Below are 13,524 nucleotides of genomic sequence, written 5' to 3'. Positions count from 1 at the left end.
TCGCCGCGCGGCAGTTCGCCGATGCGCCTGACCTCGGCGTAGAAGGCAGTCCAGTCCCCGCCGCTGTGCGCCAGCAGCGCCGTGAACGCCGGCACCCACTGCTGGTAGGTTGCCACGGCGGCCAGCTGCGCATTGGTCAGCGGCCGCTCGAACCAGCGGTCGTAGCCGGTATAGCCGCCCCACTGCGCCTTGAGTTGCGCATAGTGCGCGCGCAGGCCGGCGAATATCTCCGCCTTGCCCTTGCGCTTGGCGTCGTCGGACAACGGCGAGCGATAGAGCGCATCGAGCCGGTTGCGCGCATCCAGCAGCATGGCGCGGAACTGCTGGCGGCGGGCGTCGTACTGGCGGTAGCTGGCACGGGCGTCGGGCGACGCCGCCAGCGCCAGCCAGCGCTCCACGCCTGCCGTCTCCACCGCGGTGGCAAAGGATTCGTTGAACGTGGTGTCATTGCGCACATAGACCACCTGGTGCGCCAGTTCGTGGAAGATCAGCCTGGCCAGCTCGCCCTCGGGCTGGTAGACGAAGGTATTGAGCAGCGGATCGTCGAAGTAGCCCAGCGTGGAGTACGCAGGGATGCCTGCCACGTAGGGCTCGAGCCCCTCCTTGCGCAGCCCCGCCGCGTAGCCGTCGGCGTCTGCCTTGGCGTAGTAGCCACGGTAGCTGATGCAGCCGACCACCAGGAAGCACCACTTGTGCAGCTCCATCGACAGCTCCGGGGTGGCGAACACGCTCCACACCACATACGGCCGGTGCAGGTTGGCGTAGCGCCGGTAGCTGCCGTTGTCGGGCAGTTTCAGCTCGCGGGAGGCGAAGTCGCGGATGGTGCCGGCCAGGGCAAGGCGCTGCGCCAGCCGCGTGTCGTTGGCGTCGCGCGCCGCGGCAATGGCGTCCGGCAGCGGCCGGGAATCGGCCATCACCCCGAGGTGGCCGCCAATGGATTGGGCGTAGTAGCCGATCGTGTCGCAGCCGGCCAGCAACGCTGCAAGCCCCAGCACGGCCAGGGCCTGCAGCGCGCGCGCCGGCCGCCGGGTCATGACGACAGGGCGGGCGCCGCCGGCTCCGGCACGGCCGCCGCGGCCGGTACAGCTTCCACCTGCACCAGGCAATCGTAGAAGACCGGGGCACGGCCCAGGTCGGTCAGGCGCTGGCTGGTCAGCTCGTTGGCGTTCTTGCCGTCCGGCGCCAGCTTCTTCCACCAGATCGACAAGCCCACCACCAGCCCGCGCCTGGCCCGGTCGGTCACGCGCGCCCGCGCCAGCATGCTGCCGCGGTCGTTGAAGACGCGCACCATGCCGCCATTGGCGACGCTGCGCGGGGCGGCATCCTCGGGATGGATGTCCAGGTGCGGCTCGCCCTCGGTGGCGCGCAGGCTGTCGACGTTGACGAAGGAGCTGTTGAGGAAGTTGCGTGCCGGCGGCGAGATCATCGCCAGCGGATAGCGCGCGGCCAGCTCCGGCGCGGTGGCGGGCGCCTCGTAGGGCGGCACGTAGTCGGGCAAGGGATCGAGCCCGTCGCGGCGCATGGCCTCCGAATAAAACTCGCACTTGCCCGACGCCGTGGCAAAGCCGCCCTCGGCCAGCGGCGCGGCCGGCAGCTTGAGCTTCTGCCAGCCCTGCGCCTTCAGGGATTCCCAGCTGATGCCGGCGGCACGCGGATCGGTGGCCACGATGGCCTGGGCGGCAATGTCCTCGTCGCTATCGGCAAAGCACGGCTCGTCGAAGCCCATGCGCTGCGCCAGCCGACGGAAAATCTCCGTATTGGGCATGGCCTCGCCCAGCGGCGCGATCGCCTGGTTGTTGGCCAGGAAGTACGTGTGGCCGTAGGCCTTGTGCACATCCACGTGCTCGAGCTGGGTGGTGGCCGGCAGCAGGATGTCGGCGTAGTCCGCGGTGTCGGTGCGGAACTGCTCCAGCACCACGGTGAACAGGTCCCCACGCGCGAAGCCTTCCGCCACCTTGGTCGATTGCGGCGCCACCGCCACCGGATTGCTGTTGTAGACGACCAGCGCTTCGATCCTGGGGCCGACCAGCCCATGCTGTCCATCCCCGGCATCCAGCAGCGCATCGCCGATGGTGCTCATATTCACCGTGCGCGGCAGCGCCGGCAGGCCCGGCAGCAGGTCGGGCCGCTGCAGTGCCTGGTTGTCGACCGGGAAGAAGCCGGAAGTGGACAATTGCAGGCCGCCTGCCGGATGGCGCCAGGCGCCAACCAGGGATGGCAGGCAGGCCACCGCGCGCACCGCCTGGCCGCCGCCGTGCGAGCGCTGCATGCCATAGTTCAGCCGGATCGCCACCGGCTGGCGCTCGCGCACCGCCAGTTGCCCGTACAGGCCGGCCAGCCATTCGATGTCGCCGGCGTCGATGCCGCACAGCTCGGCCGCGCGTGCCGGGCTATAGGCCTTTGCGCGCTCGCGCAGTGCCTCGAAACCCACCGTGTGGCTGGCGATGTAGTCGTGATCGAGCAGGTCGTCGCGCATCAGCACATGCATGATGGCCAGCGCCAGTGCGCCGTCGGTGCCCGGCATGGGCGCGATATGGCGATGGCACTTCTCGGCGGTCAGCGAGCGGTAGGGATCGATCGCCACCAGGGTGGCGCCGCGCCGCTTGGCTTCCTGCACGCGCGTCCAGAAATGCAGGTTGGAGGCAATCGGGTTGCCCCCCCAGATGATGATCAGCCTGGCATCGGGCACATGCTCGATGTCCATGCCGATGCTGGCGCCATAGGTATAGCGCAGCGCGGTCGCGCCGGCGCTGGCGCAGATGGTGCGGTCCAGCAGCGAGGCACCCAGCTTGTGGAAGAATCGCGCCGCCATGCTCTCGCCCTGCACCAGCCCCATGGTGCCGGCATAGCTGTAGGGCAGGATCGCCTGCGGATCGCGGGCGGCGATGGCGGACAGGCGGCTGGCTACGGTCTCCAGCGCTTCGTCCCAGGAAATCGGGGCGAACTTGCCCTCGCCCTTGGCGCCGACGCGCTTCATCGGCGTCAGCAGGCGGTCCCGATGATAGGTGCGGTCCGTGTAGCGCGACACCTTGGTGCACAGCACGCCCTGCGTGCCGGGATGGTCGGGATCACCCGCCACCTTGATGGCGCGGCCGTCCTCGACGGTGACGAGCAACGCACAGCTATCGGGACAATCGTGCGGGCAGGCGGCACGGACGATGCGGGAGGCCATGGAATCTCCTGGCTAGCGTGGGGGACTGGCGGCGCGACCGGCATCGGGGTGGCGGCACGGACACACAAACAGCGGGCTCCGGAGGTGCCGCGCGCAAAGCCCGGTGGACTGTCCCGCGGGCTTTGCGTGTTGTACGCCGGCGTCGCCCCGACGGGCGCCGACGGGGGAAATTGTTAGGCTCCGATTGTATTCGATTATGATAGCCCGACGCTGCGCCAGGGAATGGGGCCAGGACATCGCCGGCACAGACCGGCAAGGCATTCACGGGTAAAAAATACACCGTTTTCACGGGGAAACCATGCAAGTGCATTCTGGGGTCAGGGGCTGGCGCATTGCCGGCCTGCTGGTGGCGTGCGCCATCGGCTCATTCATTGCCAATGCCGGCGCGGAAAGCGGTGTCAGCGCCGACACCATCCTGCTGGGCCAGTCGGCCGCGCTCACCGGGCCCACCGCCATGCTCGGCAAGCAGATGAATTCCGGCGCGCGGCTCTACTTCGACTACGTCAACCAGCACGGCGGCATCTACGGGCGCAAGGTCGAGCTCAAGGTGCTCGACGATTACAACGAACCGGAAACCGCCGCCAAGAACACCCGCGCGCTGATCGACGACGACCACGCTTTTGCCCTGTTCGGCTACGTGGGCACCGAAACCGCCGAGGCTTCGCTGCCGCTGGCGACCCAGGCCAGGGTGCCGTTCTTCGCCCCTTACAGCGGCGCCCAGTCGCTACGCGAACCGTTCAACCGCTACGCCTTCCACGTGCGCGCCGGCTTCAACGAGGAAGCCGCGGCCATCCTGCGCCAGATCCGCGTCACCGGCCTCAAGCGGGTGGCGGTGGTCTACAACGACGACGCCTACGGCAAGTCCGGACTGGAAGCGCTCGAACGGGCTCTCAAGGCCGCGCCCGACAGCGGCGTGCAGATCGTCTCGCGCGAGGGCGTGGTACGCAATACCGTGGAAATCGGTGACGCCATGCAGGGCTCGATGAAGGCCAAGCCCGACGCGGTGGTGATGATCAACGCGTACCGGACCGCCGGCGCCTTCGTCAAGGAAGCCCTGCGGCGCGGCTTCAATGGCCAGTTCTACAACGTCTCCTTCGTCGGCACCCAGGCGCTGGCCAGGGAAGTGGGCGCCAAGGGCGGCGGCGTGATCATCTCCCAGGTCATGCCCCACCCGGGCAACGCCACGCTGCCGGTGGTGCGCGAATACCTGCGCCTGCTGCAGGCAGCGGGCAAGCCCAATGAGTTCGACTACGCCAGTATCGAAGGCTTTATTGCCGCCAAGGCCTTCGCCGAAGGCCTGCGCCGCGCCGGCAAGGATCTCACCCGGGAAAAACTGGTGACCGCGCTGGAGGGCATGAAGAGCCTGGACCTGGGCGGCTACATCGTCAACTTCAGCCCCGAAAGCCACGTCGGCTCGAAGTTCGTCGAGATGACCATCATCAACTCGAGGGGGCAGGTGATTCGCTAGAGCGAGCAAACGCGCGGCCCGCCGGCGGGCCATAGCGAGCCGCGATGCGAAGCGAGCCGTCAAGGTTTGCCTATGCCGTATGGGGCGCCTCCCCGCAGGGGAGGTGAAACTGCCCTTGACTTCAAGCCTTCGAAGTTGACTTCGAAATCAAGCAGTTAAACCCAAGCCCCGATCTCTACGCCATGTCGTTCAAATGGCAAGCCGAAAACCGCATCGGCGCAATCTCCTTGAGCAGCGGCTGCTCCTCCCGGCACCGCGGCATCGCGTGCGGGCAGCGCGGGTGGAAATGGCAGCCGGGCGGCGGATGCAGCGGCGAGGGAATCTCGCCCTTGATCGCCACGAAGGTCTTCTTGCCGACCTCCAGCTTGGGAGCCTCCGCCAGTAGCGCCTGGGTGTAGGGATGATTCGGGCTGGCGAACACGTCTTCGGCCGGCGCCGATTCCACCACCCGCCCCAGGTACATGATCACCACACGGTCGCTGATGTGCTTGACCACGCCAAGATCGTGGCTGATGAACAGATAGGTGAGATTGAGCTCCTGGCGCAGGCGCATGAAGAGATTCAGCACCTGGGCCTGGATCGATACGTCGAGCGCGGCCACCGACTCGTCGCATACCAGGAATTCCGGCTTGACCGCCAGCGCCCGCGCAATGCCGATGCGGGCGCGCTGCCCGCCCGAGAACTGGTGCGGGAAACGGCGCAGCACGGTGGGGTCCATGCCCACGCGCACCAGCATGTCTTCCACATAGCTCTTCTGCGCCGCGCGCGGCACCATGCCGTGCACAACAGGCGCCTCGCCGACGATGTCCATCACGCGCAGGCGCGGATTCAGCGAGGCATAAGGATCCTGGAAGATCATCTGGATCGCCAGCTGCTTCTCGCGCTTCTTTTCCGGCGGCAGGCGGTCGAGATCGACGCCCCGCCACAAGCGCGAACCTTCGGTCAGCGAATGCAGGCCCACCGCCATGCGGCCCAGCGTGGACTTGCCGCAACCGGACTCGCCGACCAGCCCGACCACCTCGCCCGCGCCAATGGCCAGGTCGACGCGGTCGACGGCATGGACCACCTCTTCCTGCGCCTTGGCGCCAAAGAGGTTGGCGATCCTGGCGGCGGCGTCTAGCGACTTGACGAAGCGCTTGGATACCCCGCGCAACTCCAGGATCGGGGCATTGGGCGTGGACTCGGCAACGGGCTCGCTGGCCATGGAAGCGTGTGCGGGATCAATGATGGCGGCGCTCATGCTGCCTCCACGTGTTCGAGTACCGGATGAAAGCAGCGCAGGCGGCGTCCGTCCGCGGCGGTTTCCAGCGGCGGCGCTGTCCGGCACACATCGGTGGCATAAGCGCAGCGCTCGCGGAAGGCGCAGCCGGCCGGCAGGTTCAGCAGCGACGGCGTCATGCCGGGAATCTGGCGCAGCGGCGCGCCGCGCGGATTACGCGATGGCGCGGAACTGATCAGGCCGTGGGTGTAGGGATGCTCTGGCCGCTCCAGCACCTGGCGCACGTCGCCGGCCTCGACGATCTTGCCGGCGTACATCACGCAAACGGTGTCGGCCAGGCCAGCCACCACGGAAAGGTCGTGGGTGATCCAGATCAGCGCGGTGCCGGACTCTCGGCACAGCTTCTGCATTTCGTAGAGAATCTGGCCCTGGATGGTCACGTCCAGCGCGGTGGTGGGTTCGTCGGCGATGATCAGGTCCGGCTTGTTCAACAGCGCGATGGCGATCGCCACGCGCTGGCGCATGCCGCCCGAGAACTGGTGCGGATAGGCCTGCAGCCGCTCGTCCGGGGAAGGAATGCCGACCCGGGCCAGCGCATTGCGGGAGCGCTCGCGCGCCACCGCCTTATCCACTTTCTCGTGCGCCAGCACCGCCTCGATCATCTGCGTATCGATGCGCAGGACCGGGTTCAGCGTCATCATCGGGTCCTGGAAGATCATCGCGATGCGGTTGCCGCGCACGTCGCGCATCTGCCCGGGCGTCAGGCTGCGCAGGTCGCGCGTCACGCCGTCGCGGCTGGTCAGCTCGATGCGGCCCTCCATCACTTTGCCCGGCGGGTCGATCAGGCCCATGATCGAATAGCCGGTCATCGACTTGCCCGAGCCGGACTCGCCGACCAGCCCCATGATCTCGCCGCGGCCGACCGAGAACGAGACATCGTCGACAGCGCGCGCGACACCGCCGCGCGTAAAGAACTGGGTCTTGAGGCCTTCCACCACCAGGGTCGGTTTGCTCATATTCGCTCCTGTCGTGCTGCGTTACTGCGTTTGCAGGCGCGGATTGAGGACATCGCGCAGCTGGTCGGCGACCAGGTTCATGGCCACGATGGTGACCACCAGCGCTATCCCCGGGAAGAAGCTGATCCAGTACTTGCCGGACAGCATGTACTGCTGGCCGTTGGCGATCAGCGAACCCAGCGAGGGCTCGGTGATGGGCACGCCCAGGCCGAGGAAGGACAGCGTGGCCTCGAGCGTGATCGCCGATGCCACCTGCAGCGCCGCGATCACGATCAGCGGCGGCAGGCAGTTGGGCAGCAGGTGGCGGAACATGATCCGCCCCGGCGGCAGGCCCAGGCAGATGGCGGCTTCGATATATTCCTTGCGTCGCTCGACCAGCGCCGCGCTGCGGGTGGTGCGGGCATAGTAGGCCCACTGCACCGCCACCAGCGCAATCACGATATTGCCGATGCCGGGCCGCAGGAAGGCCAGCAGGATCAGCGCCAGCAGGATGGGCGGGAACGACAGCTGCAGGTCGGCCACGCGCATGATGATGGCTTCCACGCGGCCGCCCAGGAAGCCGGCAAGCAGGCCCAGGGTAGCGCCCAGCAGCAGCGCGATCACGGTGCTGACCACGCCCACGCCGATGCTGATGCGCAGGCCGTACATCACGGCCGAGAGGATGTCGCGGCCCTGCTCGTCCGAGCCGAGCAGGAAGGTCATGCCGCTGCCGGCCTGCTCGCCGGGCGCCATGCGCGCGTCGAGCACATCGAGCGTGGCAAGGTCATACGGGTTCTGTGGCGACAGCCACGGCGCAAACAGTGCGATCAGCACGATGATGACCAGCAAGGCCAGGCCGATCACCGCGATCTTGCTCGAGAAGAACTGGCTGGCGAAGCGCCGCAGCGGGGTCTGCTCGGCTGGCGGCGGCGGTGCCGCCGTGGTTTCGGTTGCGGTTGTCATGAGCTCAGCCCTTGTTGTCGGCAATGCGCACGCGCGGATCGAGCACGCTATAGATGATGTCCACCGCCAGGTTGATCAGGATGAACAGCGTCACGATCACCATCAGGTAGGCCACGATCACCGGCCGGTCGAGCAACTGGATGGAATCGATGATCAGCTTGCCCATGCCGGGCCACGCGAAGATCGATTCGGTCACGATAGCAAAGGCAATGATCGAGCCGAACTGCAAGGCGATCACCGTGACGATCGGGATCATGATGTTCTTGAGCACGTGCACGCCCACGATGCGGGTATTGGACAGGCCCTTGGCGCGCGCGAACTTGACGTAGTCCTGCAGCATGGCCTCCTGCGTGCCGGCCCGCGTGAGCCGGATCACCATGGCGATATTGAGCAGCGACAACGTCACCGCCGGCAGCAGCAGGTGGCGCAGGCCGTCCACCGTCAGGAAGCTGACCGGGATGCCGAGCAGCGACGTGGTTTCGCCGCGCCCGTTGGAAGGCAGCCAGCCCAGCTGCACCGCGAACACCATGATCAGCATCAGCCCGACCCAGAAGGTGGGCAGGGAGAAACCAAGGATGGACACGCCCATGATGGTCTTGCCGGCCACGCCGCCCGGGCGCAGGCCAGCCCACAATCCGAGCGGAATGCCGAGCAGCACGGCCAGCAGGATAGCGCACACGGCCAGCTCCATGGTGGCCGGCATGCGCTCGAAGATCAGCTTGAGCGCCGGCGTGCCGTGCGCGAACGAAGTACCGAGATCGCCATGGAGCGCGTTGCGCAGGAAGATCCAGTACTGCTCCCACAAGGGCTTGTCGAGCCCGAGCGCGGCAATGGTGCGTTTGATGTCTTCCTGGTCGGCCTGAGGATTGATCAGGATATCGACCGGGTTGCCGATGGCAAAGACGCCGAGGAAAACCAGTAGCGACATGACGAAGAGCACGACCACGCTCTGCATCAGGCGCCGGATGATGAAAACCAGCATGTTCGGAAGCTTTCCTTCGCCGATGGCGGCCACGGCGCCTGTTGGGCGCCGCCAGCGCTGCACCGGCAGTCGGCTCGTGGCTAGGCCCGGCTACCGTCCGGGGGTGAATCGTCGGGAAGCGGCGGTCCAGACCGCGGCCGCCTCCCGCTCAAGACTATGCCTGCAGATCCCGTGCGCCAAGGGCGCGATTTTATGGTCGCGCCTTTCGGCAGTCGCTTCACTGCGGCTTGAAACTGTGCGCGTAAGTCCGTTCGTCGGTACGCGGTACATAGGTGATGCCCTTCTGGGTGGCCCAGGTGGTCACCTGTTGATGGATCGGGATGATACCGCCATCGTGGATGGCGATCGCGGTGGCCTCCTGCAGCAGCTTGGAGCGCTCCGCATCGTCCACCGTGGCCAGGGCCTTCTCCAGCACCACGTCCATCTTGGGATTGCAGTACTCGCCCCAGTTGGTGGTGCCGAACCCCTTCTTGGAATCCTCGCAGGCCAGCAGCGCGCGCAGCGGCGAGCTGACTTCACCCGTCTGCGCGCCCCAGCCCAGCAAACCGAACGAGAACTCGTGCTTGATGCCCTTGGACGAGTAGGTTGCCATCGGCATGCCCTCCACCTTGGTCGCGATACCGATGCGCGTCAGGTTCTGCGCAATGGTCTGGGCGATCTTCTCGTCGTTGACGTAGCGGTTGTTGGGCGTATGCAGCGTGACGCCGAAGCCGTTCGGATAGCCCGCCTCGGCCAGCAGCTTCTTGGCGCCTTCCGGATCGTACTTGACCGTCTTCAGGTTGGGGTTGTAGCCGAACAGCGTGGGCGGCACCAGATTGTTGGTCGGCTCGGCCAGCCCTTCCATCAGGCGGTCCTTGATGCCCTGCCGGTTGATGGCCATGCTGATGGCATTGCGCACGCGCGCATCCTTCAGCGGGTTCTTGTCCATCGGCTGGCCGTCCCTGGTGGTGATGAAGGGCGACTTGTCGCGCTTGTCGTCGGTGTACAGGTAGATCACGCGATGCGAGATCTTCGAGAAGAACGACAGCTTGGGATCCTTGCGAACCTGGGGCAGGTCGGGCGTGGGCACGTTCTCGATGGCCTGTACGTCGCCGGACAGCAGTGCCGCGAGGCGCGTGGCCGGGTTGGCGATGAAGCGCAGCGTCACCTTGTCCCAGGCGGGCTTGGGCCCCCAATAGTCGGGGTTCTTGACCAGCTCGACCCGGTCGTCGCGCGCGTAGCTGACGAACTTGAAGGGGCCGGTGCCGATCATGCCCTTGCCCTGCGCGAAGTCTTCGGAGGTCAGGCCCTGCGTGGCCTTTTTCTGCACGATGAAGATCGACGTGAGGTCGTTCAGCATCAGCGGATAAGGCTGGTTGGTGGTGAGCTGGATGGTGTACTTGTCGATCACCTTCTTGTTGATGATCGCCTTGGTGTAGACATCGAACTTGCCCGGGCTGTTCAGGATCGTGGCCGGCCGGTCGAGCGACCAGACCACATCGTCGGTCGTCAGCTCCGACCCATCGTGGAACTTCACGCCCTTGCGGATCTTGAACTCCCAGGTCAGGTTGTTGACCAGCTTCCAGGACTCGGCCAGGCCGGGGATGATCTTGCTGTCCGCGTCCAGCTTCACCAGGCATTCGAACATGTGCTCGGAAACATTGATGTTCGAGAACAGGTTGTAGAAATGCGGATCCATCGAGGTCGGGGGCGAACTCATGGCCAGCTTGAAATCGACCGCGTGGGCGTGGCTGGCAAAACCGAAGCTCATGGCCGCGGTTACCGCCATGGCACCGAATGCCTTCTTGCATGTGCGAAGGAACATCGCGCAATTCTCCCGGGAAGAAATGTAGCAATCGACGACTAAGGGCAGCGAAGGCACATCGTGCAAGGCGCCGCATTTTGGTGCGGTTGCCGGCGCGATCCGCGGCGACGTTGCCGGGCAGGCACATCAAGCATGAACTGTTCCAGCAGTGGACCCCGCGGGGCAATGCGGGGAAACCCCCGCGCTGTTCGCCGCCGCACGCCGAGCCGCGCGAACATCACGGGGGTGCCGTGGAGACCGCCTGCTTTGGCGCTTCGATCGAAGGCGTCGTATGATCGGGGTATCCATCGCCCAAACTGGCATCATGACACTCATCCCCGAAATCCTTCAGGCGCAACCCGAAATCCGCACCATCCGACGCGATATCCACGCGCATCCGGAGTTGTGCTTCCAGGAAGAACGCACTTCCGACGTGGTTGCGCAGAACCTCTCCGCCTGGGGTATCGAGGTGCATCGCGGCCTTGGCACCACCGGCCTGGTCGGCGTGATCCGCAATGGCAACAGCAGCCGCAGCATCGGCCTGCGTGCGGATATGGATGCATTGCCGCTGCAGGAGGCCAATACCTTCGGCCACCGTTCGCAGCATGACGGGCGCATGCATGCTTGCGGCCACGACGGCCACACTGCAATGCTGCTGGGCGCGGCTCGCTATCTTGCCGAGCACCGGAGTTTCGACGGCACCGTCAACCTGATTTTCCAGCCCGCCGAAGAAGGCGGGGGCGGTGCCCGCGAGATGATCAAGGACGGTCTCTTCGAGCGCTTTCCCTGCGATGCCGTCTTCGGCATGCACAACTGGCCCGGCATGCCGGCCGGCAGCTTCGGCACCACCGCCGGGCCGCTGATGGCATCGAGCAACGAATTCCGCATCGTCGTGCGCGGCAAGGGCTCGCATGCTGCACTGCCGCACAACGGCAACGATCCGGTCTTCACCGGCACGCAGATCGTCTCCGCGCTGCAAGGCATCATCACGCGCAACAAGCGTCCGATCGACGCCGCGGTGATCTCCGTCACGCAGTTCCACGCCGGCGATGCCACCAATATCGTGCCCGATCAGGCCTGGATCGGCGGCACCGTGCGTACCTTCACGCTGCCCGTGCTGGACCTGATCGAACGCCGTATGGAGGAAGTCTCGCGGGCCGTGGCGAGCGCTTTCGATTGCACCGTGGAGTTCGAGTTTCACCGTAACTATCCGCCCACCGTCAACAGCGCTGCCGAGACCGCGTTTGCCGTCGAGGTGGCGCGCGGGCTGGTGGGCACGGACAACGTCGATGGCGAGATCGAGCCGACCATGGGCGCCGAAGACTTCTCCTTCATGCTGCTGGAGAAGCCGGGTTGCTACCTGTTCATCGGCAACGGCGAAGGCGTGCATCGCGAAGCCGGTCACGGCCTCGGCCCCTGCATGCTGCATAACCCCAGCTACGACTTCAACGACGAAATCCTGCCGGTGGGCTCGACCTTCTTCGTCAAGCTGGTGGAGAAATGGCTGGCGCCTGCCTGAGCGCGCCGGTCGGCAACACGCCGGCGTTCGGGCCGGCGTGCCGGTGTCAGTCCAGCGCGATGTCCCCGTACCAACTCTCGGCACGGCTCTTGGTATTGTCGGTATCGGTCATGATGCCGACCGCCACCACCTGCCCCGGATCGGTTCCGAAGGCCTTGCGGTAATCGGCGCGCAGGTCGCGCCGGTGGCAACGCCACTCATTGGTATGGCGGGTACCGGAATCGACCACGATCATGCGCACGCGCCCCGTGTGCGGATTCGACAGCACCGAGCCTTCGGGCTTGCGCCCTCCCCAGATGTACATCAGCGTGGCATAGGGCATCTCACGTCCCGTCGTCAGCCGCGCCATCTCGTACATCAGCTGATCCTTTAGCGAGAGGCTGCCCTTGTCGCCGTCAAAGGCGACGAAGATGCGCAACGGCGAATCCTCGCGCGGTGCCTGGGCGTTGTCTGCGCTGCGGATGACGTCCCGCGTCTTCCAGGTCCAGTTCAGCATGCCCGGCGCGCGCCCTACCAGCGGCACATACAGGCCGGAGGCCGAACTGTCGGCTTCTGCATGCAATACGATGCGTTTGTCGACTTCCGCGAGGGAATAACGCGTGGGAATCTTGTTCCGGTTGACGGTCCAGGGCTGCCACCCGAGCGGTTCGCCGCGGCCGCCCTGTGTGGCGGAAAACAGTGGCAGACGCAGCAGCGTGGGGGGCTCATCAGCTTCGCTGGCGTGCTCGGCATCGTGCACGCTCTCCGCGACGGATTTCAGTGCCTTGTGATGCGCGGATGCGTCCGGCAAGGCCGGTTCGGTCAGCTTGATCTGCTCGATATGCTCGGCGAATGTGCGGCAATCGATCGCCGATAGCGCCGCTATGGCGCCAGGCCCCGACTGCACGGGCTCCGTGGGAGCCATTTCCAAGGTGCCGCAACCCGCCAAAATCAGCGCACCGGCCACACCGGTCAGTGCCGGCAGGCAAAATCTGGCCGCCATCGATCCCCCGAACCTGGATTCCATTGCCTGGCCACACCTTGGGGCGCATGCCGGCCTTGGGTTTTTTAAGATCTTTCGAACTGCGTCACGCGGAACCCGTACCCGCGCTTGGGGCTAAGGTAACAGAACGATATGGATGAAGGAAGGCTCCAGTACCCTCAAAACATTAAGACACTACCCGAGACATCGGAGGCATCGCTCACACCGTGCATTTTTGCCGCCGCAAATAGCAAAACCCCCCAGTACTATCGTACTGGGGGGTTTCAAGGGAGAGCCTGGCGATTACCTACTTTCACACGGGTATCCGCACTATCATCGGCGTGGAGTCGTTTCACGGTCCTGTTCGGGATGGGAAGGGGTGGTTCCAACTCGCTATGGTCACCAGGCATAAACGGTGTGCCGCGTTGACTCGGTCAACGCAGCGAATAGGGATGTAGTAGT

Annotated in this window: 10 protein-coding genes and 1 rRNA gene; 2 read left to right on the top strand and 9 right to left on the bottom strand. The window is 65.6% G+C overall.

Translation table 11 applies throughout. The features are described 5' to 3' along the window. Both P3W85_RS02815 and P3W85_RS02810 read right to left on the bottom strand, forming a co-directional pair. On the bottom strand, positions 1–1,034 hold a 1,034-nt coding region (locus P3W85_RS02815), incomplete at its 3' end, for an aminopeptidase (RefSeq protein WP_276263646.1). Next, positions 1,031–3,172: a molybdopterin-containing oxidoreductase family protein gene (locus P3W85_RS02810; protein WP_276263645.1), complete on the bottom strand. Its 2,142-nt coding sequence runs from the start codon at positions 3,170–3,172 to the stop codon at positions 1,031–1,033. The genes P3W85_RS02815 and P3W85_RS02810, both read right to left, overlap by 4 nt. A gap of 298 nt (positions 3,173–3,470) precedes the next feature. Here P3W85_RS02810 and P3W85_RS02805 point away from each other — a divergent pair, with 298 nt between their 5' ends. Continuing rightward, positions 3,471–4,640, top strand: coding sequence for an ABC transporter substrate-binding protein (locus P3W85_RS02805; protein WP_017224184.1), 1,170 nt, complete (start codon positions 3,471–3,473; stop codon positions 4,638–4,640). A 175-nt stretch (positions 4,641–4,815) separates the two neighbouring features. Here P3W85_RS02805 and P3W85_RS02800 read toward each other — a convergent pair whose 3' ends face one another. From P3W85_RS02800 to P3W85_RS02780, 5 genes are all read right to left on the bottom strand, one after another. Further along, on the bottom strand, positions 4,816–5,880 hold the full coding sequence (locus P3W85_RS02800; protein ID WP_276263644.1) for an ABC transporter ATP-binding protein: 1,065 nt from the start codon (positions 5,878–5,880) through the stop codon (positions 4,816–4,818). Beyond that, positions 5,877–6,875 (bottom strand): ABC transporter ATP-binding protein, encoded by a 999-nt coding sequence (locus P3W85_RS02795; protein ID WP_017224186.1) that lies wholly within the window; start codon positions 6,873–6,875, stop codon positions 5,877–5,879. The genes P3W85_RS02800 and P3W85_RS02795 overlap by 4 nt, the downstream gene beginning before the upstream one ends. Positions 6,876–6,896: 21 nt before the next feature. Next, complete coding sequence (locus P3W85_RS02790; protein ID WP_017224187.1) at positions 6,897–7,817, bottom strand: ABC transporter permease; 921 nt, start codon at positions 7,815–7,817, stop codon at positions 6,897–6,899. Positions 7,818–7,821: 4 nt separating this feature from the next. Then, complete coding sequence (locus P3W85_RS02785; protein ID WP_017224188.1) at positions 7,822–8,799, bottom strand: ABC transporter permease; 978 nt, start codon at positions 8,797–8,799, stop codon at positions 7,822–7,824. A gap of 217 nt (positions 8,800–9,016) precedes the next feature. Continuing rightward, positions 9,017–10,603, bottom strand: a complete 1,587-nt coding sequence (locus P3W85_RS02780) for an ABC transporter substrate-binding protein (protein WP_017224189.1) — start codon at positions 10,601–10,603, stop codon at positions 9,017–9,019. 304 nt (positions 10,604–10,907) lie between these two features. On the opposite strand from P3W85_RS02780, the gene P3W85_RS02775 reads away from it, so the two are divergent. Then, positions 10,908–12,101 (top strand): M20 aminoacylase family protein, encoded by a 1,194-nt coding sequence (locus tag P3W85_RS02775; protein ID WP_035805587.1) that lies wholly within the window; start codon positions 10,908–10,910, stop codon positions 12,099–12,101. 46 nt (positions 12,102–12,147) lie between these two features. On the opposite strand, the gene P3W85_RS02770 is transcribed toward P3W85_RS02775, so the two are convergent. Beyond that, positions 12,148–13,083: a DUF3047 domain-containing protein gene (locus tag P3W85_RS02770; protein ID WP_430869481.1), complete on the bottom strand. Its 936-nt coding sequence runs from the start codon at positions 13,081–13,083 to the stop codon at positions 12,148–12,150. Between the two features lie 273 nt (positions 13,084–13,356). Continuing rightward, a 5S ribosomal RNA gene (gene rrf / locus P3W85_RS02765) occupies positions 13,357–13,469 on the bottom strand. Positions 13,470–13,524: the final 55 nt, after the last annotated feature.

Origin of the sequence: Cupriavidus basilensis, from assembly GCF_029335485.1 — a bacterium.
In the GTDB taxonomy this organism is placed as follows: Bacteria; Pseudomonadota; Gammaproteobacteria; order Burkholderiales; family Burkholderiaceae; genus Cupriavidus; species Cupriavidus basilensis_E.
This window is presented reverse-complemented; position numbering and strand designations above follow the sequence as displayed.

Coding starts and splice junctions, on each gene's coding strand:
- P3W85_RS02785 (WP_017224188.1), bottom strand. CDS start 8,799: ATGCTGGTTTTCATCATCCGGCGCCTGATGCAGAGCGTGGTCGTGCTC.
- P3W85_RS02770 (WP_430869481.1), bottom strand. CDS start 13,083: ATGGCGGCCAGATTTTGCCTGCCGGCACTGACCGGTGTGGCCGGTGCG.
- P3W85_RS02795 (WP_017224186.1), bottom strand. CDS start 6,875: ATGAGCAAACCGACCCTGGTGGTGGAAGGCCTCAAGACCCAGTTCTTT.
- P3W85_RS02805 (WP_017224184.1), top strand. CDS start 3,471: ATGCAAGTGCATTCTGGGGTCAGGGGCTGGCGCATTGCCGGCCTGCTG.
- P3W85_RS02775 (WP_035805587.1), top strand. CDS start 10,908: ATGACACTCATCCCCGAAATCCTTCAGGCGCAACCCGAAATCCGCACC.
- P3W85_RS02780 (WP_017224189.1), bottom strand. CDS start 10,603: ATGTTCCTTCGCACATGCAAGAAGGCATTCGGTGCCATGGCGGTAACC.
- P3W85_RS02810 (WP_276263645.1), bottom strand. CDS start 3,172: ATGGCCTCCCGCATCGTCCGTGCCGCCTGCCCGCACGATTGTCCCGAT.
- P3W85_RS02800 (WP_276263644.1), bottom strand. CDS start 5,880: ATGAGCGCCGCCATCATTGATCCCGCACACGCTTCCATGGCCAGCGAG.
- P3W85_RS02790 (WP_017224187.1), bottom strand. CDS start 7,817: ATGACAACCGCAACCGAAACCACGGCGGCACCGCCGCCGCCAGCCGAG.